16 protein-coding genes are annotated in these 23,448 nt (G+C 72.8%); 7 read left to right on the top strand and 9 right to left on the bottom strand.

Annotation, left to right across the window (positions count from 1 at the left end; translation table 11 throughout):
- Positions 1-8: 8 nt before the first annotated feature.
- A complete protein-coding gene (locus tag Sspor_RS27735) occupies positions 9-3,332 on the top strand; it encodes a S8 family serine peptidase (protein ID WP_202201549.1) in 3,324 nt (1,107 codons plus the stop codon).
- A gap of 98 nt (positions 3,333-3,430) precedes the next feature.
- On the opposite strand, the gene Sspor_RS27730 is transcribed toward Sspor_RS27735, so the two are convergent.
- On the bottom strand, positions 3,431-4,915 hold the full coding sequence (locus Sspor_RS27730; RefSeq protein ID WP_202201548.1) for a M28 family metallopeptidase: 1,485 nt from the start codon (positions 4,913-4,915) through the stop codon (positions 3,431-3,433).
- 259 nt (positions 4,916-5,174) lie between these two features.
- Between Sspor_RS27730 and Sspor_RS27725 the strand changes: the two genes are divergently transcribed.
- Positions 5,175-6,203: an aspartate-semialdehyde dehydrogenase gene (locus Sspor_RS27725; protein WP_202201547.1), complete on the top strand. Its 1,029-nt coding sequence runs from the start codon at positions 5,175-5,177 to the stop codon at positions 6,201-6,203.
- 59 nt (positions 6,204-6,262) lie between these two features.
- Here Sspor_RS27725 and Sspor_RS27720 read toward each other — a convergent pair whose 3' ends face one another.
- Positions 6,263-6,763 (bottom strand): DUF1203 domain-containing protein, encoded by a 501-nt coding sequence (locus Sspor_RS27720; RefSeq protein WP_202201546.1) that lies wholly within the window; start codon positions 6,761-6,763, stop codon positions 6,263-6,265.
- Positions 6,764-6,902: 139 nt separating this feature from the next.
- Between Sspor_RS27720 and pepN the strand changes: the two genes are divergently transcribed.
- Positions 6,903-9,488 (top strand): aminopeptidase N, encoded by a 2,586-nt coding sequence (gene pepN / locus Sspor_RS27715; RefSeq protein ID WP_202201545.1) that lies wholly within the window; start codon positions 6,903-6,905, stop codon positions 9,486-9,488.
- A 121-nt stretch (positions 9,489-9,609) separates the two neighbouring features.
- Here pepN and Sspor_RS27710 read toward each other — a convergent pair whose 3' ends face one another.
- Genes Sspor_RS27710 through Sspor_RS27695 form a run of 4 tightly spaced genes read right to left on the bottom strand, consistent with a single transcriptional unit; the run spans position 9,610 to position 13,799 of the window.
- Positions 9,610-10,509 (bottom strand): LysR family transcriptional regulator, encoded by a 900-nt coding sequence (locus Sspor_RS27710; RefSeq protein ID WP_202201544.1) that lies wholly within the window; start codon positions 10,507-10,509, stop codon positions 9,610-9,612.
- A 10-nt stretch (positions 10,510-10,519) separates the two neighbouring features.
- The gene (locus tag Sspor_RS27705; RefSeq protein WP_202201543.1) at positions 10,520-11,440 is read right to left on the bottom strand and encodes a DMT family transporter; all 921 of its coding nucleotides are present in this window, start codon (positions 11,438-11,440) and stop codon (positions 10,520-10,522) included.
- A 50-nt stretch (positions 11,441-11,490) separates the two neighbouring features.
- Positions 11,491-12,423: an EamA family transporter gene (locus tag Sspor_RS27700; protein WP_202201542.1), complete on the bottom strand. Its 933-nt coding sequence runs from the start codon at positions 12,421-12,423 to the stop codon at positions 11,491-11,493.
- A gap of 59 nt (positions 12,424-12,482) precedes the next feature.
- On the bottom strand, positions 12,483-13,799 hold the full coding sequence (locus Sspor_RS27695) for an MFS transporter (RefSeq protein WP_202201541.1): 1,317 nt from the start codon (positions 13,797-13,799) through the stop codon (positions 12,483-12,485).
- Between the two features lie 105 nt (positions 13,800-13,904).
- Between Sspor_RS27695 and Sspor_RS27690 the strand changes: the two genes are divergently transcribed.
- A complete protein-coding gene (locus Sspor_RS27690; protein WP_202201540.1) occupies positions 13,905-14,396 on the top strand; it encodes a MarR family winged helix-turn-helix transcriptional regulator in 492 nt (163 codons plus the stop codon).
- 109 nt (positions 14,397-14,505) lie between these two features.
- On the opposite strand, the gene Sspor_RS27685 is transcribed toward Sspor_RS27690, so the two are convergent.
- Positions 14,506-14,745 (bottom strand): hypothetical protein, encoded by a 240-nt coding sequence (locus tag Sspor_RS27685; RefSeq protein ID WP_202201539.1) that lies wholly within the window; start codon positions 14,743-14,745, stop codon positions 14,506-14,508.
- Positions 14,746-14,765: 20 nt separating this feature from the next.
- The gene (locus tag Sspor_RS27680; RefSeq protein ID WP_202201538.1) at positions 14,766-16,793 is read right to left on the bottom strand and encodes a 4-alpha-glucanotransferase; all 2,028 of its coding nucleotides are present in this window, start codon (positions 16,791-16,793) and stop codon (positions 14,766-14,768) included.
- Positions 16,794-17,007: 214 nt separating this feature from the next.
- Here Sspor_RS27680 and Sspor_RS27675 point away from each other — a divergent pair, with 214 nt between their 5' ends.
- A complete protein-coding gene (locus Sspor_RS27675; RefSeq protein ID WP_237404052.1) occupies positions 17,008-20,010 on the top strand; it encodes a glycoside hydrolase family 84 protein in 3,003 nt (1,000 codons plus the stop codon).
- Positions 20,011-20,123: 113 nt separating this feature from the next.
- Here Sspor_RS27675 and Sspor_RS27670 read toward each other — a convergent pair whose 3' ends face one another.
- A complete protein-coding gene (locus Sspor_RS27670) occupies positions 20,124-20,666 on the bottom strand; it encodes an HNH endonuclease (RefSeq protein WP_202201536.1) in 543 nt (180 codons plus the stop codon).
- A gap of 282 nt (positions 20,667-20,948) precedes the next feature.
- On the opposite strand from Sspor_RS27670, the gene Sspor_RS27665 reads away from it, so the two are divergent.
- Entirely contained in the window at positions 20,949-22,031 is a 1,083-nt protein-coding gene (locus Sspor_RS27665) for a mechanosensitive ion channel family protein (RefSeq protein WP_372499654.1), read from the top strand.
- A gap of 129 nt (positions 22,032-22,160) precedes the next feature.
- Positions 22,161-23,408 carry an ROK family transcriptional regulator gene (locus Sspor_RS27660; protein WP_202201535.1) on the top strand — a complete coding sequence of 416 codons (1,248 nt, stop codon included), beginning with the start codon at positions 22,161-22,163 and terminating at the stop codon, positions 23,406-23,408.
- Positions 23,409-23,448: the final 40 nt, after the last annotated feature.

Below are 23,448 nucleotides of genomic sequence, written 5' to 3'. Positions count from 1 at the left end.
GGATGCTGATGACCCTCGAATCCCCCAGCTCCATACCCGGGGCCAGACGCGTCGCGCGCGTCGCGGCCGCGGCCGGTCTGGTCGCCGCTCTCGCGGCCACCGGCGCCGGTCCCGTCTTCGCGGCGACCGGCGCGGACACCCCGGGCACCTCGCCCGCGGTCAAGTCCGCCGAGCAGAAGCTCGGTTCGGCCGACGCCGAACTGCTTCAGCAGGCCAAGGCCAAGGGCGACGCGAACGTGACCGTCATGGTCGCGACGGCCCCCGGCCAGACCAAGCAGGTGGCCGACCAGCTGGGCGCCGTACAGGGCGCCTCGGTGGGCCAGACGTACGACAAGCTCGGCTACGTCCGCGCCACCCTGCCCACCGGCAAGGCGGACGCCGCGCTGAAGGCGGCCGCCAAGCTGTCCTCGGTGCACGGCATCGACCTGCGGCACGAGATCCAGCTGCCGGACCCGCGCCCCGACGCCGACCGGTCGGCCGGCGCGGTCAAGAAGACCGCCGCCGAGACCTACCCGGCGCCGGACAAGAACACCCCCGCGAAGAACCCGTACAACCCGTCCTTCGAGACCGGTGCGGTCGACTTCGTGAAGAACAACCCGCAGGCCGACGGCCGCGGCGTCACCATCGGCATCATGGACTCGGGCATCGACCTCGGTCACCCGGCCCTGCAGAAGACCACCACCGGCGAGCGCAAGATCGTCGACTGGGTCACGGCGACCGACCCGATCACGGACAACGACGCCACCTGGCGCGCCCAGATCACCCCGGTCACCTCCGCCGGCGGCACCTTCTCCGCGGGCGGCCAGAGCTGGAAGGCTCCCGAGGGCAGCTTCCAGTGGAGCCGCTTCAGCGAGTCGATCACCGCCACCGGCGACATGAAGGGCGACGTCAACCGCGACGGGGACACCACCGACCGGTTCGGCATGCTCTACGACGCGGCGGCCGGCACCGTCCGCGTCGACACCGACCAGGACGGCGACTTCACGAACAACGAGCCGATGAAGCCGTACAAGGACGGCTACCAGATCGGCTACTTCGGCACGGACAACCCGGCGACCGACGTCGCCGAGCGCATCCCGTTCGTGATCGAGATCCGCAAGGACGTCCCGATGGACCCGCTGGGCGGTGACTGGGTCGGCAAGAAGGCCGACTTCGTCAACGTCGGCATCATCGAGTCCGAGCACGGCACGCACGTCGCGGGCATCACCGCCGCCCACGGCCTGTTCGGCGGCGCGATGAACGGCGAGGCGCCCGGCGCCAAGCTCGTCTCCTCGCGCGCCTGCTCCTGGTCGGGCGGCTGCACCAACATCGCGCTGACCGAGGGCATGATCGACCTCGTCGTCAACCGCGGCGTCGACATCGTCAACATGTCGATCGGCGGCCTCCCGGCGCTGAACGACGGCAACAACGCGCGCTCCGAGCTCTACAAGAACCTCATCGACACCTACGGTGTCCAGCTCGTCATCTCGGCGGGCAACGAGGGTCCCGGCGTCAACACCATCGGCGACCCCGGTCTCGCGGACAAGGTCATCTCCGTGGGTGCCGCGGTCTCCAAGGAGACCTGGGCCGCCAACTACGGCTCCGGAGTGACCAAGAAGTACAACATGTTCCCCTTCTCCTCGCGCGGTCCGCGTGAGGACGGCGGGTTCACGCCGACCATCACCGCCCCCGGCGCGGCCATCAACACCATCCAGACCTGGCTGCCCGGCGCCCCGGTCGCCGAGGCGGGCTACACCCTGCCCGCCGGTTACGGCATGCTCCAGGGCACCTCGATGTCCTCGCCGCAGGCGGCGGGCGCCGGCGCCCTGCTGATCTCGGCCGCGAAGCAGCACAACATCAAGCTGACCCCGGCCGCCCTGCGGGTCGCGGTCACCAGCTCCGCGAAGAAGATCGCCGACGTCCCGGCGCACGCCCAGGGCGCCGGTCTGATCGACGTCCCCGCTGCGTGGGAGTCCATCCAGCGCGACGCCAAGGCGAACGAGTTCACCGTCAAGGCGCCGGTCGACACCGCGATCGACCAGTTCCTGAAGACCCCGGGCTTCGGCACCGGCCTCTACGACCGCGAGGGCGGCCTCAAGGTCGGCCAGAAGAAGGTCTACGACGTCGTCGTCACCCGCACCACGGGCGTCAAGTACGGCACCCGGCACGACCTGACCTGGCGCAACAACGACGGCACCTTCAAGGTCGTCGGCGGCTACGACTACGTCACCCTGCCGCTGAACAAGCCCGTCACCATCAAGGTCGAGGCCAACGCCAAGTCGGCCGGCGTCCACAGCGGCATCCTGCAACTGGACGACGAGACCACCGAGGGCATCGACAAGCAGATCCTGGCCACGGTCGTCGCCTCGACCCCGCTGGCGAAGCCCTCGTTCACGATGTCGGACACCTCCTCGGTGCAGCGCAACAGCCACAAGTCGTACTTCGTCACCGTCCCGCAGGGCGCCAAGACCCTTGAGGTCGCCCTCGGTGGTCTGAAGCCGGGCAGCCAGACCCGCTTCATCTCGATCCACCCGTACGGTCTGGGTGTCGAGGACAGCGCGACGACGCAGTGCTACCCGAACTACAACAACCCGGCGAACACCTGCCGTCCCGACCTTCGCTCCTACGCCGACCCGCAGCCGGGCGTCTGGGAGATCGAGGTCGAGTCGCGCCGTACGTCGCCGCTGCTGGACAACCCGTTCAAGCTGGACGTGTCCGTGCTCGGCGCGGCCTTCGACCCCGCGGTCAAGGTCCTGCCCGAGGTCAAGCAGGGCACCCCGGCGCCGGTCCAGTGGAGCATCAAGAACGACGCCGCGGCCATCTCCGGCGGCAAGCTCAAGGGCGGCCCGCTCGGCTCGGCGAAGGTCGCCAAGCCGACCATCGCCACCGGTGAGACCCAGACCACCGAGGTCGCCATCGGCGAGGGCGTCTCCCGCCTCGACATCGCCATCGGCAAGACGTCCGACACGGGCGCCGACCTCGACCTTGAGGTCTACAAGGACGGCGTCAAGGTCGGCTCGTCCGCCGACGGCGACTCCGAGGAGGCCGTGAGCCTGGTGAACCCGGCCGCGGGCACCTACACCTTCAAGGTGATCGGCTACGCGATCCCGTCCGGCTCCACCACGTACGACTACCGCGACGTGTTCTTCTCGGCCGCCCTGGGCTCCGTCCAGGTCGACGAGGCCGCCGCGGTGAACCTCGCCACCGGCGCCACCGCGCAGGTCTCGGCGAACGTCCTGGTCAACAGCGCGGCCCCCGAGGGCCGGCAGTTCTTCGGCCAGGTCCAGCTGCTCAACGCCCGCGGCACCGCCGCCGGCACCGGCAGCGTGCAGATCGAGAAGGTCCTCCCGTAGCACCTTCCGCAACGAAACCCGAGGGGGCGGCGCTCTGACGAGCACCGCCCCCTCGGGCCGTTCCCCCGGACCGTCCCCCCGGCTCCTCCCCCTCGGTCCTACGGCTTGCCGAGCGAACGCAGCGACCCGGCGTACGTGCCGACCGCGTACGCGATCACGTCCAGGTTGGTGTCGAAGACCTTCAGGTCCACGTTCTTCAGGGTGTCCCCCGCCCCGTGGTAGTTCGGGTCGTACGGGGCCCCGGCCGTACCGCCGTGGCGCGCGGCCTGCTCGGCGGTCTTGACGCCCTCGGCGCCGGTGAAGGTGCCGCCCGCCGGGATGCCGTTGGCGATGAACGGCCCGTAGTCGGAACGGCCGTCGAAGTCACTGCCCTCGTGCGGCTTGCCCTTCTTGTCGAGGAAGCCGTTGATCAGCGCCTCGATCCGGTCCGAGCCCGCCGGTCCCGCGCCCGCGCCCGTCCGGTCGGAGTCGTCCCCGTCGTAGACGAACTGCACCGGGTTCGGCGAGGCGATCATGTCGAAGTTCAGATAGAGCGCGATGTCCTTCTTCTGCTTCTCGGACAGCTGGGCGACGTAGTGCTCCGAACCCAGCAGGCCCAGCTCCTCCGCCGACCACCAGCCGAAGCGGACCTTGTTCGCGGGCCCCTTCCCCTTCTTGTTGGCGCCCTCCTCGGCCAGCTTCAGGGCCACCTCCAGCAGGCCGGCCGAGCCGGAGCCGTTGTCGTTGATGCCCGGGCCCTCGGCCACCGAGTCCAGGTGGGCGCCGACGGTGACCACGCGGTCGGAGCGGCCCCCGCGGGTCTCGGCGATCACATTGCGGGTGGTCTTCCGCACGTGCTCCTGGTCCAGCTCCAGGCGCACGCTCACCTCACCCCCGGCGGCGGCCGCGGCCAGCGCCTCGCCGTCGGCCAGCGTGATCCCGGCGCTCGGGATGATCCCCTCGGCGGGCGAGGCGAACGTGCCGCGTACCGGGGCGGTGCCGCTGTGGTTGTAGACGATCACGCCGAGCGCGCCGGCCTCGGCCGCGGCCCGCTGCTTCTCCGCGAAGGTGCACGTACCCCGCTTGACCAGGGCGATCTTCCCGGCGAAGGCTCCGGCCGGATAGTCGTCGGCGGTGCAGCCGGGGGTCTCGTCGACCCTGGCCGGGGCGAGCGGCGCGGTCAGCCCGCCGGCCGGCGTGGAGGGGGTGAAGGTGAAGGCGGCGGTGGTCAGCTCGCGGGAGCCGGGGCCGAGGACGGTGGTCCGCTCCGTCCTCGTCCGCGCCTCGTAGATGTCGAAGTCCTGGTACGAGACCTGGTACCCGGCCTTCTTCAGCGTGTCGTACACGTAGGCGGCGGAGGCCGCGTGGCCAGGCGTGCCGGCGGCGCGGTTGCCGCCGTTCGCGTCGGCGATCTGCTGGAACTTCTTCAGGTGGCGGTAGGCGCCCTGGGCGGTGACCTCCTCCACCAGCTCCTTGGCCAGCCCGCCCTCGCGCGGGTGGGCGGCCGCCGGCGTGGCGGCCAGCAGGACGGGTGCGGCGACGGTGGCGGCCGCGAGGGCGGCGAGCACCGGTATGGACCGGCGGCGGTGGCGGGTGGCGCGCACGGTGGATCTCCCCGGATCGATGGTTCGTTCTGTGGTCCGCCGTGTCCGGAAAGCGGACACGACAGACCGGACGCTAACCGGCTCCGACCAGGCAAAACGGGTGTTCGGAGGCCTGGAAACGCGCCTGCCACGAACTCGCCACAGGGGTTCACATTCAGGACACCGTCCGCACCTCGGACAATGGATTGGACAAGGCTCGTGGGGTCGAACGCATGATGGCTTCACGCGCGCCCGCGTCGTACGTACCAAAGGAGTCACCGTGAGGGTCGGAATCGTCGGAGCCACCGGACAGGTCGGCGGAGTCATGCGCGGCATCCTCGCCGAGCGGAAGTTCCCGGTGGACGAGCTGCGGCTGTTCGCCTCGGCCCGTTCCGCGGGCTCCACCCTCGAATGGGAGGGCCGGGAGATCACCATCGAGGACGCTTCCACGGCCGACTACGCGGGCCTGGACATCGTGCTCTTCTCCGCGGGCGGCGCCACCTCCCGGGTGCTGGCCGAGAAGGTCGCCTCCCAGGGCGCCGTCGTGATCGACAACTCCTCCGCCTGGCGCAGCCACCCGGAGGTCCCCCTCGTGGTCTCCGAGGTCAACCCGCACGCGATCAAGAACCGTCCCAAGGGCATCATCGCGAACCCGAACTGCACCACCATGGCCGCGATGCCGGTACTGCGCCCGCTGCACGAAGAGGCCGGCCTGACCGCGATGGTCGCCACCACCTACCAGGCCGTCTCCGGCTCGGGCCTGGCCGGCGTGGCCGAGCTCAAGGGCCAGGCCTGCGCGGTCTCCGAGACCGCCGACCAGCTGACCTTCGACGGCGGCGCGGTGGACTTCCCCGAGCCCGCCGTCTACAAGCGCCCGATCGCCTACAACGTGGTCCCGCTGGCGGGCAACCTGGTCGACGACGGCTCCTTCGAGACCGACGAGGAGCAGAAGCTCCGCAACGAGTCCCGCAAGATCCTGGAGATCCCGGAGCTCAAGGTCTCCGGCACCTGCGTGCGCGTGCCGGTCTTCTCCGGCCACTCCCTCCAGGTCAACGCCCGCTTCGCGAACCCGATCAGCGTCGAGCGCGCCTACGAGCTGCTGAAGGACGCCCCGGGCGTCGAGCTCTCGGAGATCCCGACCCCCCTGCAGGCGGCGGGCAAGGACGCCTCGTACGTGGGCCGCATCCGCGCCGACGAGACCGTGGAGAACGGCCTCGCGCTGTTCCTGTCGAACGACAACCTCCGCAAGGGCGCGGCCCTGAACGCGGTGCAGATCGCCGAGCTCGTGGCCGAGGAGCTGCGCGGCTGATCACGCCTCCGGCGCGAACGGGAGGGCGGGCGCCGCACGGCGTCCGCCCTCCCGGCGCGTCAGGGCCTGCGCACCTCGAACTGGAAGCAGCCGAACTCGGCGGCGCGGACGTGTACGAGGGCCACTTCGGGCTCGGCGAAGGCGTCGGACAGGGCCCGCTCGATCACCCCCTCGGGATCCTCCCCGAGGTCCAGGACCCGCCCTCCGAGGATGTGCCCGCGGGCGTCGTAGCGCCGGGCGGTGCGCAGCACCCCGGCCCGGGCGAAGGGGTATCCGCCGGCCGTGTCCGGCCCGGCGCAGGTCCCGGCGTGGATGAAGACGGGGCCCTGCTCGTCGTAGGCGCCGGGATCGGCCCCGGCCCGCGCCGCCCAGCGGCGCAGCGGCGCGTACGAGACGAGCGCGATCCGCTCCCCCGCCGCGCTGGTCCGCAGGCAGCACCGCAGTGGCGCCCCGCCCTCCCCGTCGGTGAAGGGGACGCAGTCGCGTCCCGCGTCGTCGCGTACGCGGAGCTCCTGGAGCGCCGTCTCCTCGATGGGCCTCGCCCGGTATCTGCTGGTCATGGCCACCAGCGTGCCGGGGACGGCCACCGCTGTCCGGCAGGTTTGCGACGTCGCGTTCGCCTGTGGATTAGTCCGAGGCGGTGGCGGTGTCCGGATGGCAGGATGGCCGGGCAACGTCACCATCGAAGGAGATGAACGCGTGCCAGGCACGAATCTCACCCGTGAAGAGGCTCAGCAGCGGGCCAAGCTGCTGTCCGTCGACTCCTACGAGATCGAACTCGATCTCAGCGGCGCGCAGGAGGGTGGCACCTACCCGTCCGTGACCACCGTGCGCTTCCAGTCGGCCGGGACCGGGAGCGAGACTTTCATCGACCTGGTCGCGCCGACCGTGCACGAGGTCGTCCTCAACGGCAGGTCGCTCGACGTCGCGGCCGTCTTCCACGACTCCCGGATCGCCCTGAGCGACCTGGCGGCCGGGGCCAACGAGCTCCGCGTCGTGGCGGACTGCGCCTACACGAACACCGGTGAGGGCCTCCACCGCTTCGTCGACCCGGTCGACCAGCAGGCCTACCTCTACACCCAGTTCGAGGTGCCGGACGCGCGGCGGGTCTTCGCCAGCTTCGAGCAGCCCGACCTGAAGGCGACGTTCCAGTTCACCGTGACGGCCCCCGAGGGCTGGACCGTCATCTCGAACTCGCCGACGCCGGACGCCGCGGACGTCAAGGACAACGTCTGGCGCTTCGAGCCGACCCCGCGCATCTCCTCGTACATCACCGCGCTGATCGTCGGTCCGTACCACGCGGTGCACAGCTCCTACGAGGGCCCGAACGGGCAGTCCGTGCCGCTCGGCATCTACTGCCGGCCCTCGCTCGCCGAGTTCCTCGACGCGGACGCGATCTTCGACGTGACCCGGCAGGGCTTCGACTGGTTCCAGGAGAAGTTCGCCTACGACTACCCGTTCGCCAAGTACGACCAGCTCTTCGTCCCGGAGTTCAACGCGGGCGCGATGGAGAACGCGGGCGCGGTCACCATCCGCGACCAGTACGTCTTCCGCTCGAAGGTGACGGACGCGGCCTACGAGGTGCGCGCGGAGACCATCCTCCACGAGCTCGCGCACATGTGGTTCGGCGACCTGGTCACCATGGAGTGGTGGAACGACCTGTGGCTGAACGAGTCGTTCGCGACGTACACCTCGATCGCCTGCCAGGCCTACGGTGAGGGCTCGAAGTGGCCGCACGCGTGGACCACCTTCGCCAACTCCATGAAGACCTGGGCGTACCGGCAGGACCAGCTGCCTTCCACGCACCCGATCATGGCGGACATCCGTGACCTCGACGACGTCATGGTCAACTTCGACGGCATCACCTACGCCAAGGGCGCCTCGGTCCTCAAGCAGCTCGTCGCCTACGTCGGCATGGACGCCTTCTTCAAGGGCGTGCAGGCGTACTTCAAGGCGCACGCGTTCGGGAACACGCGCCTGTCGGACCTGCTCGGCGCCCTGGAGGAGACCTCCGGCCGCGACCTGACCGCCTGGTCGAAGGCATGGCTGGAGACGGCCGGCATCAACGTCCTGCGCCCCGAGGTCACCACCGACGCGAACGGCGTGATCACCGCCTTCGGCATCCGCCAGGAGGCGCCCGCGCTGCCCGCCGGCGCCAAGGGCGAGTCCACCCTGCGCCCGCACCGCATCGCGGTCGGCCTGTACGAGCTCCAGGACGGCGCCCTCGTGCGCACCGACCGGATCGAGCTGGACATCGACGGCGCGCTGACCACGGTGCCGGAGCTGGTCGGCCGCACCCGTCCGGCGGTCTTCCTGCTGAACGACGACGACCTGTCGTACGCGAAGGTCCGCTTGGACGAGGAGTCCCTGGCCGTCGTCACCGCGCACATCGGCGACTTCACGGAGTCCCTGCCGCGCGCCCTGTGCTGGGCCTCGGCCTGGGACATGACGCGTGACGGCGAGCTCGCCACCCGCGACTACCTCTCGCTGGTCCTCTCGGGCATCGGCAAGGAGTCCGACATCGGCGTGGTCCAGTCGCTGCACCGCCAGGTGAAGCTGGCCATCGACCTGTACGCCGACCCGGCGTGGCGGGAGCAGGGCCTGGCGGCCTGGACCGAGGCCACCCTGGAGCACCTGCGCGGCGCCGAGCCGGCGGGCGACCACCAGCTGGCGTGGGCGCGGGCCTTCGCGGCCACCGCCCGCACCGAGGGGCAGCTGACCTACCTGTCGGCGCTGCTGGACGGCGCGGCGGAGATCGAGGGCCTGGCCGTCGACACCGAGCTGCGCTGGACGTTCCTGGAGCGGCTCGTCGCGACGGGCGTCGCCGGTGAGCCGGCCATCGCGGCGGAGCTGGAGCGGGACGCCACCGCGGCGGGCGAGCGCCACGCGGCGACCGCCCGTGCGGCGCGCCCGACGGCGGAGGCCAAGGCCGAGGCGTGGGCCTCGGTGGTCGAGTCCGGCGACCTGCCGAACGCGGTCCAGGAGGCGGTGATCGGCGGCTTCGTCCAGACCGACCAGCGCGAGCTGCTGGCCCCGTACACCGGGAAGTTCTTCTCGGCGGTCAAGGACGTCTGGGAGACCCGCAGCCACGAGATCGCCCAGCAGATCGCGGTGGGCCTCTACCCGGCGCTCCAGGTCTCGCAGGAGACCCTGGACGCGACGGACGCCTGGCTGGCCTCGGCCGAGCCGAACGCGGCCCTGCGCCGCCTGATCTCGGAGTCCCGCGCGGGCGTCGAGCGCGCGCTGAAGGCCCAGGCCGCGGACGCCGCCGCCGCTCAGGTCTGACGGCTCGCACCGCAGCCGGGGCTGCGCCCCGGACCCCGCGCCCCAATCGCCGGCGGGGCTGGATTTCCAGCCCGCCCGGCGTTTGGGGACCGGGTCCGGGCGGAGCCCCGGGAACGTACGGTCAGCGGCCGGCGGCGACGGCGCGCAAGGCGGTCAGCACGTGGGACAGCGCGGGCGCGGACTCGGCGCCCCGGCGGACCGCCGCGATCACGTGCCGGGTCGGACGGTCGTGGGTGAGGACCCGGATCGTCCCGCCCGAGGCGCGGCTCGACACCATCCGGGGGACCAGCGCCACCCCCATCCCCGCCTCGACCATGGCCAGGATCGCGGTCCAGCCGGACGCCGAGTGCGCCTGTTCCGGGACGAAGCCGGCCGCCTCGCACGCGGAGCGGGCGATCTCCGACCAGGGGCCGCTGCCCCCGTAGATCCACGGTTCGCCGGACAGGTCCGCCAGCCGCAGATCGGCCGCGGCCGCCAGCGGATGGCCCGGCGGGAGCGCCACGTCCAGCGGGTCCTCCATGAGCGCCACCCGGGTGAACCGGGGGTCGCGCGCGGTCGGCGCGTGCGCCGTGAGGGACAGCGCCAGGTCCACGCCCCCGGCCGACAGGAGCTCGTAGGCTTCGGCGGCCTCCGTCTCCCGGACCCGGACCTCCACCCCGGGGTGGGTCCGCCGCAGCGCGGCCACCGCCGGGACCACGAGCGCCGGTACGGCCGTGGAGAAGGCGCCCACCCGCACCTCGCCCGTGTCCCCGGCGAGGTATCCGGCCAGTTCCGCGTCGGCCCGCTCCAGCTGTGCGAACACCGCCTCCGTGTGCCGCAGGACGAGGTGGGCCGCGTCGGTGAGCCGCACCCGGCGGCCCTCCGCCTCCAGCAGCACCACGCCCAGTTGCCGGGCGAGGTTCGTCAGTTGCTGCGAAACGGCCGAGGGCGTCATGTGGAGCGCCTCGGCCGCCCTGGTCACGGTCCCCTGTTCGGCGAGGGTCCGCAGGATCCGCAGCTTCTTGATGTCCCACTCGGTCATGGGCCCGAACCTACCGCCGGGCACTCCCCAGCCCGACTCCGCCGAGGATGAGCGCCATGCAGAGCAGCTGCGCCGGTCCGGTCCGCTCGCCCAGGAGTAGGAAGCCGAGCCCGGCCACGCAGACCGGCTGGAGGTAGTAGACGACTCCGGCGCGCGCCGCACCGATCATCGAGACGGCCTTGTTCCAGGCGAAGAAGGCGACGGCGGAGGAGAACACCCCGACGTACAGCAGCGGTCCGACGGTCCCGGTGGTGACCTCGAAGCCGCCCTGGACGGCGACGGAGACGGCGTAGACGGGGGCGAGCATCAGCGCGCCGAGCACGAAGGTGGTGATCAGGAAGGCGAGTCCGCCGAGTTCGGCGGGCTTGCGCCGCAGCAGGGCGCTGTACGTGGCGAAGGAGAGGGCGGCGGCGAACATCCACAGGTCCCCGGCGCCGAAGTCGAAGCCGATCGAGCCGTCTCCGACCAGCAGCAGCACCCCGAGGGCGGCGAGGAGGATGCCGAAGCTCCGCCGGGCTCCGAGCCGTTCGCCGCCGAGGCGGGCGTAGAGCGCCATGATGACCGGCGAGGCGGCCATGATCATGCCCATGTTGGAGGCGGAGGTGGTCAGTCCGGCCTGGTGCACGAGCGTGTTGTAGAGGGCGACGCCGAACAGCGAGGCGAGGGCGATGAAGCCGAAGTGCCGCCGGATCAGCTCCCGCTGCTGCCAGGCCTGGCGGGCGGCGAAGGGGGCGACGGCGAGCAGGGCGATGATCCAGCGCCAGAAGACCGCCTGGACGGGCGGGACGGTCTCGGCCATGCCCCGGGTGGCGACGAAGCTGCCGGACCAGACGACCGTCGCGAGCAGGGCGAGGAGTACGCCGAGCCCGGCGGCACCCTTCTTCCCCGTGCTGCCGGGCTTGGCTTGCGAGACGGTACGGACGCGGTCCATGACGGCCACTGTGGGTCTGCTCCTCGGAGTGGGCTGGTGGTGTGTGTGGACTACCGTCGCACTGCCTCATCCGTCAGGTCCATCGAAATGTTCTGATCGTTCTTTTCAGGAGAACTGAACGATTGGGGCCTGCGGGCGGCAGCCAGCTGACCGGCGACGGTGGCCCCGAAGGCGATCGCCATCCCGACGAGCTGGACCGGCGACAGCGCCTGCCCGAGGGCGGCCCAGCCGATGACGGCGGCGGTCAGGGGGGAGAGCGGGCCGAGCAGGGTGACCGAGGTGGCGCTGAGGGCGCCGATGCCGCGGAACCAGAGCCAGTACGCGATCCCGGTGTTGATCAGCATCATGTAGCCGTAGCCGAGGAAGGCCTTGCCGTCGAGCGCGGGCGGGGCACCCTCGACGAGGGCGGCGACGGGAATGATGAAGAGCCCGCCCGCGGTGAGCTGCCAGCCGGTCATCGCCAGCGGGCCCACGCCCTCGGGGCGGCCCCAGCGCTTGGTCATCACGGTGCCGGCGGCCATGGAGGCGGACGAGATCACACCGGCGACGATGCCGACCGCGTCGAGCCGGGCCTCGGCGGTCAGGACGACCATGCTCACGCCGAACGCTCCGACGACGGCGGCGAGCACGGTACGCAGGCTCGCCCGCTCCCCGAGGACCAGCGCGGCCAGTCCTACGACGAACAGCGGTCCGGCGGCGCCGAGTACGGCCGCGACCCCGCCGGGGAGCCGGTAGGCGGAGAGGAACAGCAGCGGGAAGAAGGCGCCGATGTTGAGGATGCCGAGGACGGCGGACTTCCACCACCACTGGCCCTTGGGGAGGGTGCGGGCCAGTGCGGTCAGCAGCAGTCCGGCGGGCAGGGCCCGCATCACCCCGGTGAACAGCGGCCGGTCGGGCGGGAGCAGCTCGGTGGCCACGGCGTAGGTCGAGCCCCAGGAGACGGGGGCGAGTGCGGTCAGGGCGACGGTGGCTAAACGCTTCATGGCGGGTGGCTCCTGGATCGAGAAGAGGAAGCGGAGGCAGGGGGCGGGCCGGGCAGGGCTCAGGCGGCGGCGGTCACGGCGACCGGCGCACCGGCGGCCTCGCGGACCACCGGGGGCTCGGCGTGCACGGCCCCGGCCGGCAGGTGCCGCTCCAGGCGGAGCAGCGCCAGGGCGGCGCCGAGGGCCGCGACGGCCAGGACGGCCCAGGGCAGGCGGCCGTCGACGGCGAGCAGGACGGTGAACAGGGAGGGGGCGAGGGCACCGGCCAGCGAGTAGGACAGCTGGTAGGTGGCCAGGTAGCGGCCGCGGACGGCCTCGGGGGCGGCGGAGACCGACAGGGCGCCGCCGGAGGGGCTGTGGACGAGCTCGCCGAGGGTGTAGACGACGACGATGACCAGCAGGGCGATCAGGGTGGCGGTCCGGCCGGGGCGCACCGTGCCGAGCACGATCTGCCCGGCGAAGGCGGCGACGAAGAGCAGGGCGCCGAGCGCGGCCGAGCGGGTGCGGCGGGCGCCGGAGCGGCGGACCCGGCCCGCGATCAGTACGCCGATCCCCGCGCACAGCACGGTGTTGACGGTGAAGGCGGCTCCGGTGAGGGAGTCGGGGGCCGCCAGCCAGGTGGAGAGGTAGAGCGGGAAGAGGACGGAGAGGGCGGAGTAGCCCAGCGCGGTGAGGAAGTTGGCGGCGGTGAGGCCGAGGAAGGGCCGGTCGCGCAGGACCGTCCGGTACCCGGCGGATCCGGTGGCCGTGGCGCCTGCCGCGCCGGCCGCCGGGACCTCCCGGACCGCCCGGACCCGGCTGACGAGCAGTCCGGCGAGGGCGAAGGCGAGGGAGTTGCCCCAGGCGGTGTAGGTGAATCCGCCGGTGCCCCACAGGGCCAGTACCCCGGAGACCAGCAGGGCGCCCGCGCCCATCCCGGCGTTCTGCAGGGCCCGGGTGGACGCCTGGAGCCGGTCGCGGGCGGCGCCCCGCGCCACCTCGCCGATCAGGGACTGCTGGACGACGGAGAAGGACCGGTCGGCGAGGGCGGTGACGAGGGCGACGGCCGCGAAGGCGGGCAGGGAGCTCGCGAAGGGGTAGAGGGCGAAGCCGAGCGCCCGTGTCCCGTAGAGCACCAGGTTGACCCGCTTGGCGCCGAACCGGTCGACGGCCGTGCCGGCGAGCGGCATGAATGCCAGTCCGGCGAGCCCGGTGACCGTCATGACCAGGCCGACGACGGTGAGGGAGAGGCCGGTGACGTGGTGGAAGAAGACCAGCGAGAAGGGGACGTACATACCGATCCCGACCGCGCTGATGCCGATTCCGAGGAGCAGCGACCGCTCCCCCGCGACCTTCGCTTCCCCTGATACGGCCGTCTTCCTCATGAACAGCGCCATGACCTCTCCCCCAGATTCGGTAGCTGGTAAGTAGCTTACCGTTAAGCTACTTATCGTCAAGCAACTTTCTTGCGAACGATCTTCGGGAAGCCGGATACTGCGCACATGAGTGACGACAAGGACGCGGTGGACGCGATCACGGACCAGTGGTTCGCCGTGCGCCCCGATCTGGAGACGGCTCCCATGGCCGTCTTCGGGCGCATCTACCGGATCGCCAGGACCATGGGCGACGCGATGGACCAGTGCTACGCGCGCTTCGGTATCTCGCGCGGCGAATTCGACGTCGTGGCCACCCTGCGCCGGTCGGGGGAGCCGTACACGCTCTCGCCCCGGCAGCTGTCGGCCACCCTCATGCTCACCACGGGCGGCATGACCGGGCGTCTGGACAAGCTGGAGAAGGCCGGGCTGCTCTGCCGCAAGCCCGATCCGCACGATCGGCGGGGGCTCCAGGTGACGATCACCGAGCGCGGCCTCGCGCTCATCGACGAGGCCGTCGGCGCCGGTCTGGAAGTACAGCGCGCCGCGCTCACCGGGCTGACCGACGACGAGGTCGCCGTGCTCACCGGCCTGCTCCGCCGGCTCCTGGCCGGCGTCTGAGGACACGCCAAGGCGCCGGGGGTCGTCGCACGGCCGAATCGAATCGGCGGTGCGGACCCCCGGCGCCCGGGAAGGTCTGCTGCTCCCGACCCCGCGGGGTCGGGACGGATCAGGCCTGCTTCTGCTTCTTGTCCGACTTGTCGAGGACCATCACGAGACCCAGGATGACCAGGAAGATCACCAGGGGCGTGACCACGTACAGGCCGACGGTCTCGCCAATGCTCAGGCCCGGGCCCGGGTCGTCACCGTCGTCGCGGGTGAGCGCGAGAGCGGGAGACGTCATCAGCAGCATCATCAGCGCGGTTCCGGCCGTGACGGCGCCGGCGCGCAGAGCGTTCTTCTTGTCCACGGTGCAAACGTAGCGAACACCTAAACGGGGCGCGCGCCCGGGGGTGCCGTACGGGGTCGCGCACCCTCCCCCACCGCGCTCAGCAGGGCGTTCGCCCGGGGCGAGGACACCAGCTCCTCCAGGGTCAACGGCCGCCCCGCGGCATCGGCGACCGGCAGCCGCCAATTGGGGTACTGGTCCCAGGTGCCCGGCAGGTTCTGCGGCCGCCGGTCCCCCACCGCGTCCGGCAGCCATACGCCGACCAGCCGCGCGGGGGTGCGCAGCAGGAAGGTGTACAGGGCCCGTACGGCGGCCTCCTCGCCCTTGGTGTCCAGACCCAGCCCGTCCAGCAGCTCCAGCCACTCGGCGGTGTCGGCGGCGTCCTCGGCACGCTCCAGCTCGGCCGGACGGGTCAGCAGGCCCAGCCGGTCGCGCAGTTCCACATGGCCCCCGGCGAGTTTGGCGGCCGTGGGCGGCAGGTCGTGCGTGGTGACGGTGGCCAGGCAGTCGGCCCGCCAGGACTGGGACGGCAGCGGGTCCCCGCTGCCGTCCCAGTCCCGCTCGAACCAGAGCACCGAGGTACCGAGCACCCCGCGCCGGGCCAGCTCCTGACGGACCCGCGGCTCCACTGTCCCGAGGTCCTCTCCGATGACGAGCGCGCCCGCGCGGTGGGCCTCCAGGACCAGGATCGCCAGCATGGCCTCGCCGTCGTAGCTGACGTACGCGCCCTCCGCGGGCGGGGTCCCCTCCGGGATCCACCAGAGCCGGAACAGGCCCATCACGTGGTCGATGCGCAGGGCGCCCGCGTAGCGGAACACCCCGCGCAGCAGGGACCGGAAGGGGGCGTACCCGGTGGCGGCCAGCACGTCCGGGCGCCACGGCGGCAGTCCCCAGTCCTGGCCGCGCGCGTTGAAGGCGTCCGGGGGCGCGCCGACCGAGATGTGCGGGGCGTAGCAGGGTGATCCGAAGACGTCGGAACCCTGCGGGTGCACTCCGACGGCGAGGTCGTGGACGATGCCGACCGTCATGCCGGCCTCGCGGGCGGCCCGCTGGGCGGCGGCGAGCTGGCCGTCCGTCAGCCAGACCAGCCAGCGGTGGAAATCGGCCCGCTCCTCCAGGCCCTCCTCCCCCGCGTGTCCGGCGCACCAGACGGCGTGCACGTCCAGCGGAGCGCCCTGTTCGGCGCAGAAGGCCCGGTAGGCGGCTTCGCGTTCGGGCGTGCGCGGGACGGCGTACAGCAGCTCCAGGGCGGCCCGCTTGAGCTCCCAGACGGCGTCACGGTCGATCAGCGCGCCCTTCTCCAGGACCTGGCGGCGCAGTTCCCCGCCGCGGGCGGCGAGCGCGTCGAGGGCCCGGCGGTCGGGGCAGTCGGCGTATTCGGGGACGTCCTCGATCCTCAGGTGGACCGGGTCCGGGAAGCGCCGCGAGGACGGCCGGTACGGGGAAGGATCGGTCGGGGCCCCGGGCACCGCCGCGTGCAGCGGGTTGACCTGGATGAACCCGGCGCCGTGCGTCCGGCCCGCCCAGCGGGCGAGCTCCGCGAGGTCGCCGAGGTCGCCCATGCCCCAGGAGCGCTCGGAGAGCAGGGAGTAGAGCTGGACGAGCAGTCCGTGCGCCCGCTCGGGCGCGGCCGGGGCCCGCTCCGGGGCCACGACCAGGGTGGCCTCGGCGCTGCGCCCGTCGGGTGCCTCGGCGGTGAGCCGGTGGACGCCCAGCGGCAGTGCGGGGCCCCACTCGAGCACCTCTCCTGTCTCCTCCGCCACCACGCGCACCCGGGTGCCCGGGGGCAGCCCGACGGGCTCCGGAGCCACCCGTTCCCCCCGCCAGAGCACCACCGTGGGCGGCAGCAGCCGCCCGGCCGCCTCCCGGGCGGCGGACTCGGCGAGGACCCGGATGCTCGCCGCGTCGTCGGTGACCGCCCCCAGCAGTCCGAGGACCGCCTTGACGGTGGTCGCCGGTACCGGGACGGTGACGTCCGGGGCGGGCCGGTAGTCGGTGGCGACGCCGTACTGGGCAGCGAGCCGGGCCAGGTCGTCCATCTGCGGGCGCTCCTTCGTGCGGGTGGGCATGAGGGCATGAGGATGAGTCAGAAGACTGGGGCACAAGGGTGGTTCACGAGGGTGGGACGCCGCCGGGGAACACCGCGTCCATACCCACTCGGAGGCACCGCATTCCTGCCATATCCGGGGCAGATCACCCATCCACATTGACACCCCAGCCGCACGGATGGTGGGCTCAGGCTCATTCGTACGAGTGGGGGACGTCTCGGGACAAGGAGGCTCTGTGCAGCTCAGGGGCAGGAGGCGGAACACCGCCGCCGCTGTGGCGGTGATCGGCACGCTGCTCGGCGGAGCCGTGTCCTCCGCACCACCCGGGGTCTTCGCGGCGCCCACCACACCGGACAGACCCGCGTCCGGAGGCAATTCCGGAGCCACCCCCGCCGCGGCCGTGGCCGGGCCGGTGCTCGACCCGGGAGCCGACACCCCCCGCGCGGTCACCGAGGGGCCCGCCGTGTGGCCCCGGCCGCAGTCCATGGCCGCCGACCCGGCGCGCGAGCTGCACCTGGGCACCGAGGCCGTACTCGTCGCGGCGGCCGACGCCGATCCGTACGCCGTCCGGGTGGTGCGGGACGCCCTGCGCGGAGCGGGCGTACGGACCGTCCACCAGCCGGCCCCCGGTGCTCCGCTGCCCGCACGGGGCACCGTCGTACGGCTCCAGGGCGCGGACGCGGAGGAAGCGCTGCGGGCGCTGGGCTCGGCCGCGCCGGCGGACCTGCCGGCCGGGGGCTACCGGCTGGCCGCGGGCCACCACGCCGGCCGGGACACGATCGCGCTGGTCGGCATAGGCGGGGAAGGGCTCTTCCACGCGGCGCAGACACTGCGGCAACTCCTGGCGGCGAGCGGCGGGAAGATGCCCGGAGTAGTCGTCCGGGACTGGCCGGCCGCCCCGGTGCGCGGGATCACCGAGGGCTTCTACGGCCAGCCGTGGACCCAGGAACAGCGCCTCGACCAACTGGACTTCATGGGCCGCACCAAGCAGAACCGGCTGCTCATAGCGCCCGGCGACGACCCGTACCGCACGACGGGCTGGCGCCAGGACTACCCGGCGGAGCAGCAGGCGGAATTCCGCGCGCTGGCCGAACGGGCCCGCGCCAACCAGGTCGTCCTGGCCTGGGCGGTGACTCCCGGGCAGTCGATGTGCCTGTCCTCGGAGGCCGACCGGGCGGCGCTCGCCCGCAAGCTGGACGCGATGTGGGACCTCGGCTTCCGCGCCTTCCAGGTGCAGTTCCAGGACGTCAGCTACACCGAATGGGGCTGCCGGGCCGACCGGGACCGGTACGGGAAGGGCCCGGCGGCGGCCGCGAAGGCGCACGCGGAGGTCGCGGGCGGACTGGCGGCGCACCTGGCCGCCCGGTACCCGGGCGCGCCCGCGCTGTCGCTGCTGCCGACGGAGTACTACCAGGAGGGCGCCACCACCTACCGGACGGCCCTGGCGGGCGCGCTCGACCCGCGGGTGGAGGTCGCCTGGACGGGCGTGGGCGTGGTGCCGCGCACGATCACGGGCAAGGAACTGGCCGGGGCGCGCACCGCCCTGGGGCACCCGCTGATCACCATGGACAACTATCCGGTGAACGACTGGGATCCGGGCCGGATCTTCCTCGGCCCGTACGCGGGCCGCGAGCCGGCGGTGGCGGGCGGTTCGGCGGCGCTGCTGGCCAACGCGATGCCGCAGGGCACCCTGTCGCGGATCCCGCTCTTCACGGCGGCGGACTTCGCGTGGAATCCGCGCGGCTACCGGCCGGGCGAGTCCTGGGCGGCGGCGGTGCGGGAGCTGACGGGCGCCGACCCGCGCACGCGCCAGGCGGTGGCGGCGCTCGCCGGGAACACCGCGTCGTCCGGGCTCAAGCAGGAGGAGTCCGCCTATCTGAAGCCGCTGGTCGAGCAGTTCTGGAAGGCCCGCGCGGCGGGTGATCCGGCGGCCGGGGCCGAGCTGCGCAAGGCGTTCACGGTCCTGCGCGAGGCACAGAACCGGCTCCCGGCCCTGGCGGGCGAGGCGGGACCCTGGCTGGAGCGCCTGGCGGCGTACGGGACGGCGGGCGAGCTGGCGGTGGACGTCCTGCAGGCCCAGGCCCGCGGGGACGGGGCGGCCGCCTGGCAGGCCTCCCGGGCGCTGACCGAGGCGCGCGCGGCACTGGCGCGGCCGGGCTCGGCCCGGGTGGACAAGGCCGTCCTGGAGCCCTTCCTGACGAAGGCGGTGGCCGAGGCCGACGCCTGGACCGGACTCGCCCGCAAGACCGGCACGGTGACGAAGGAGACGGAGGCCTGGACCGTACGGCTGGACGCCCCGCGTCCGGTGTCGGCGGTGACGGTGATGACCGACCCGCTCCCGGCCGGGGCGCGGGGCGCCGTGGTGGAGGCGCACGTACCGGGCGAGGGCTGGCGCAAGGTCGCCGGCGCCGCGGCATCGGGCTGGACCCAGGTGGAGACGCCGGGGCTGAACGCGGACGCGGTACGGCTGTCCTGGGCCGGGGCCGAGTCCGCGCCCACGGTGCACCAGGTGGTGCCGTGGTTCGGGGACGGCCCGCGGGCCCGCTTCGAGCTGACGGACGGGGCCGCGACCGACGCCGAGATCGGCGGCGCCGTGCGGCAGGTCTCGGCGCAGCTGTCCGCGCTGGGGCCGGGCGAGGTCCGCGGGCCGCTGTCGGTGCGGCCGCCGGCGGGCATCGAGGTCCGCCTTCCGCAGGCCGCGGTGGCTCCGCGGGGCGGCCAGGTGACGATCCCGCTGGAGGTCAGCGTCGCCGCGGGCACCCCGCCCGGCAGCTACCAGGTGCCCGTGACCTTCGACGGGGAGTCACGCACCCTGACGGTGCGTGCGGTGCCGCGCACCGGCGGCCCCGATCTGCTGCGCACCGCGCGGGCGAGCTCCTCGGCGAACGAGACCTCGGGCTTCCCGGCCTCGGCGGCCGTGGACGGCTCGGCGGCCACCCGCTGGTCGTCCCCGGCGGTGGACGGCGCGTGGTGGAAGGCGGAGCTGCCCGCCCCGGCTCGGGTGGGCCGCGTGGAGCTGCACTGGCAGGACGCGTACCCGTCGGCCTACCGGGTGGAGACCTCCGCGGACGGGGTGACCTGGCGCCCGGCGGCCACCGTGACCGGCTCCCGGGGCGGTCGCGAGTCCCTCCGCATGGACGCCCCGGGCACCCGCTTCCTCCGTGTCACGTGCGACACACGCGCGACGCGGTTCGGCTGCTCCCTCTGGTCGGCGGAGGCCTACGCGGTCACGCCGTGACCCCCGGCCCCGCCGGCGTGTGAGGCGCCGGGCCCGGGGCGGAGCCCCGTCAAGCCGGGCCGCAGGTCCCCGTCGGGCGCACCCCGCAGGGAATCGGCGGCCCGGCGGCGGAGCTACCCGGCCGCGACCCCGATGCCGATGCGGTCCAGCGCGTCCTCGGCCCCGTACGGCTGGAGATACGGCATCCACCGCGGATCCCGGTGCCCCGTGCCGATGATCCGCCACGCCAGCCCGGACGGCGGCGCCGGCTGGTGACGCAGGCGCCAGCCGAGGTCGACCAGGTGCCGGTCGGCTTTGACGTGGTTGCAGCGGCGGCATGCGGCGACGACGTTGTCCCAGGCGTGCTGGCCGCCCCGGCTGCGCGGAATGACGTGGTCGACGCTGGTGGCGACGGCGCCGCAGTACATGCAGCGACCGCCGTCCCGCGCGAACAGTGCGCGCCGGGTGAGCGGAACGGGCCCCCGGTAGGGGACCCGCACGAAGCGCTTGAGCCGTACCACGCTGGGCGCGGGGACGACCCTGGTCGCGCTGTGCAGATAGGCGCCGGATTCCTCCAGGGAGACCGCTTTGTTCTCCAGGACGAGGATGAGCGCGCGGCGGAGCGGTACGACGCCGAGGGGCTCGTACGACGCGTTGAGGACCAGGACGTGCGGCACGGACTGCCTCCTTGTACGCCGGCGGCGCGTGGCTCGCGCCGGGACGATCTGCTCTCCAGTCTCTCCTTAGGGCTGGTCGAAACGCCACCACTCGCCCGTAACGGGTCCGAGGTGTTTTCAACCACAGTCAGTCATCCCCAGGTGAGTCTGGTCTCTCCCTCGAACACGGCACCAAGGTGAAGGGATTGCCCCGTTAGTGTGGTTGGTCTGCCCCGCATGTCCCCGGATCCGTCCGGGGCCCCCGGTTCCGGGGGCAGACCGCTACACCTGGAGGTTCCCGTCGTGCCCTGGCCCGCCGCTCTGCTGCCGCTGGCAGCCGACGTTCCGGACGCGCCCGCATCGGTCAAGGAGGCGCAGGCAAGCGTCACCGAGGCCGCCAGCTTCATCGAGCAGAACTGGGCCACCTGGCTGAGCATCGGCCTGCGGATCCTGCTGATCGTCGTGATAGCGGCGGTGATCCGCTCGGCGGTCCGCAAGGCGCTGACGAAGCTCATAACCCGGATGAACACCAGCGCCGAGGCGGTGGAGGGCACCGCGCTGGGCGGCCTGCTGGTCAATGCCGAGCGGCGGCGCCAGCGTTCGGAGGCGATCGGCTCGGTGCTCCGGTCGGTGGCCTCGTTCCTGATCCTCGGTACGGCCGCGCTCATGGTGCTGGCCGCGCTGAAGATCGATCTGGCCCCACTGCTGGCCAGTGCCGGTGTGGCCGGTGTGGCCATCGGTTTCGGCGCCCGGAACCTGGTGACGGACTTCCTGTCCGGCGTCTTCATGATCATGGAGGACCAGTACGGCGTCGGCGACAAGATCGACGCGGGTGTGGCCTCGGGCGAGGTCATCGAGGTCGGGCTGCGCGTGACCAAGCTCCGCGGGGACAACGGCGAGATCTGGTACGTGCGCAACGGCGAGATCAAGCGGATCGGCAACCTCAGCCAGGGCTGGGCGACCGCGGGCGTGGACGTCCAGGTCAAGCCCTCGGAGAACCTGTCCCGGATCCGCGAGGTGGTCAAGGAGGTCGCCGACGCCATGGCCAAGGAGTCCCCGTGGGACGAGCGCCTGTGGGGTCCGGTGGAGGTCCTGGGCCTGGACGAGGTGCTGCTCGCCTCGATGACGGTGAAGGTGTCCGCCAAGACCATGCCCGGCCAGCAGTTCTCGGTGGAGCGGGAGCTGCGCTGGCGGATCAAGGAGGCCTTCGACGCCGCGGGCATCCGGATCATCGGCGGAGTGCCGGCCCCCGACGAGGACGAGGAGGCCCCGGCGGATCCGTCGGCCTCGGTCGCCGCGCCGTCCGCGCTGGCGAACCCGGCTTCCCCGCAGTCGCTGGCCACCGCCCCGATCCCGCCGCCGGCCGGCCCGCGGATCACGAAGTAACCGAGCAGACGCGCTGCCCCGCAGGTCATTCGTGAAATGACACAGCCTGCGGGGCAGCGGCATTGACACACTTCAACAGGTGATAGGAAACTTACCTAACAGATCACCTCGGTGAGGGAGAGCCGCTCGATGCCCGCCGCCACGCCCGGAACGCCCAGCCTGTTGCGCGCCATGAACGACCGGGCCGCACTCGAACTCCTGCTGACGCACGGCCCGCTGTCCCGGACCCGCATCGGGCACCTGACCGGGCTGTCCAAGCCCACCGCCTCCCAGTTGCTCGCCCGCCTCGAAGCGGTCGGGCTCGTCGTGGCCACCGGCACGGACGGCGGACGGCCCGGCCCCAGCGCCCAGCTCTACGCGATCAACCCGCGCGCCGCCTACGTCGGCGGCCTCGACGTCACCCCCGACCGGGTGCTGGCGGCCGTCGCCGACCTCACCGGCACGGTGGTCGCCACCCACGAGGTCCCCTACACCGAGGGCGCGAACGCCGTCGACCAGGTGACCGAGGCCCTCGGCGAAGCCGTCAAGGCCGCCGGACTGCACCGCACCGACCTGCGCCGGGTGGTCATCGGCACCCCGGGCGCCTTCGACCCGCAGACCGGCCGGCTGCGCTACGCGAGCCACCTCCCCGGCTGGCACTCCCCCACCCTCCTGGAGGAGCTGGCGGCGGCCCTGCCGATGCCCGTCGAGTACGAGAACGACGTCAACCTCGCCGCCGTCGCCGAACAACGGCTCGGCGCGGCGCGCGGCCACGAGGACTTCGTCCTGCTGTGGAACGAGGAGGGGCTCGGCGCCGCACTCGTACTGGGCGGCCGCCTGCACCGAGGCTGGACCGGCGGCGCCGGCGAGGTGGGCTTCCTGCCCGTGCCGGGCCGGCCCCTGGTCCGGCAGGTCACCCGGGCCAACTCCGGCGGGTACCAGGAGCTGGCCGGCGTGGAGGGGCTGCCCCGGCTCGCCGCGGAACTGGGCATGGACCTTCCGGACACCCCCGAGACCCCCGACACCCCCGACGCGCCCGGTGCCCCCGGATCCCCGCACGGCCCGGAGGTCGCCACCGCCGTCGCCCTGCTCGCGCGGGCCGCCGCCGCGCCCGAGGGGGCGCACCTGAGCTTCCTCCGGTCGTACGCCACCGCGCTGGCCACCGGTCTCGCCTCGGTCGTCGCCGTGCTGGACCCGGAGATCGTGGTCCTGTCCGGGGCGGCGATCGACGCGGGCGGCGAGCCGCTGCGCGCGCTGCTGGAGGCCGAGCTCGCCGAACTGGCCCCTTCCCGGCCCCGGCTGGTCCCCGGCGAGGTACGGGAGCGGCCGGTCCTGCACGGCGCGCTGGAGAGCGCGCTGGCCGCCACCCGGGACGAAGTGTTCGACACCTCGGGCTGAACCGCCCGCCCGCCCCACCGCCACCCCCACCGGCACCCCC

The organism is Streptomyces spororaveus, from assembly GCF_016755875.1.
Taxonomy (GTDB): Bacteria; Actinomycetota; Actinomycetes; order Streptomycetales; family Streptomycetaceae; genus Streptomyces; species Streptomyces spororaveus.
This window is presented reverse-complemented; position numbering and strand designations above follow the sequence as displayed.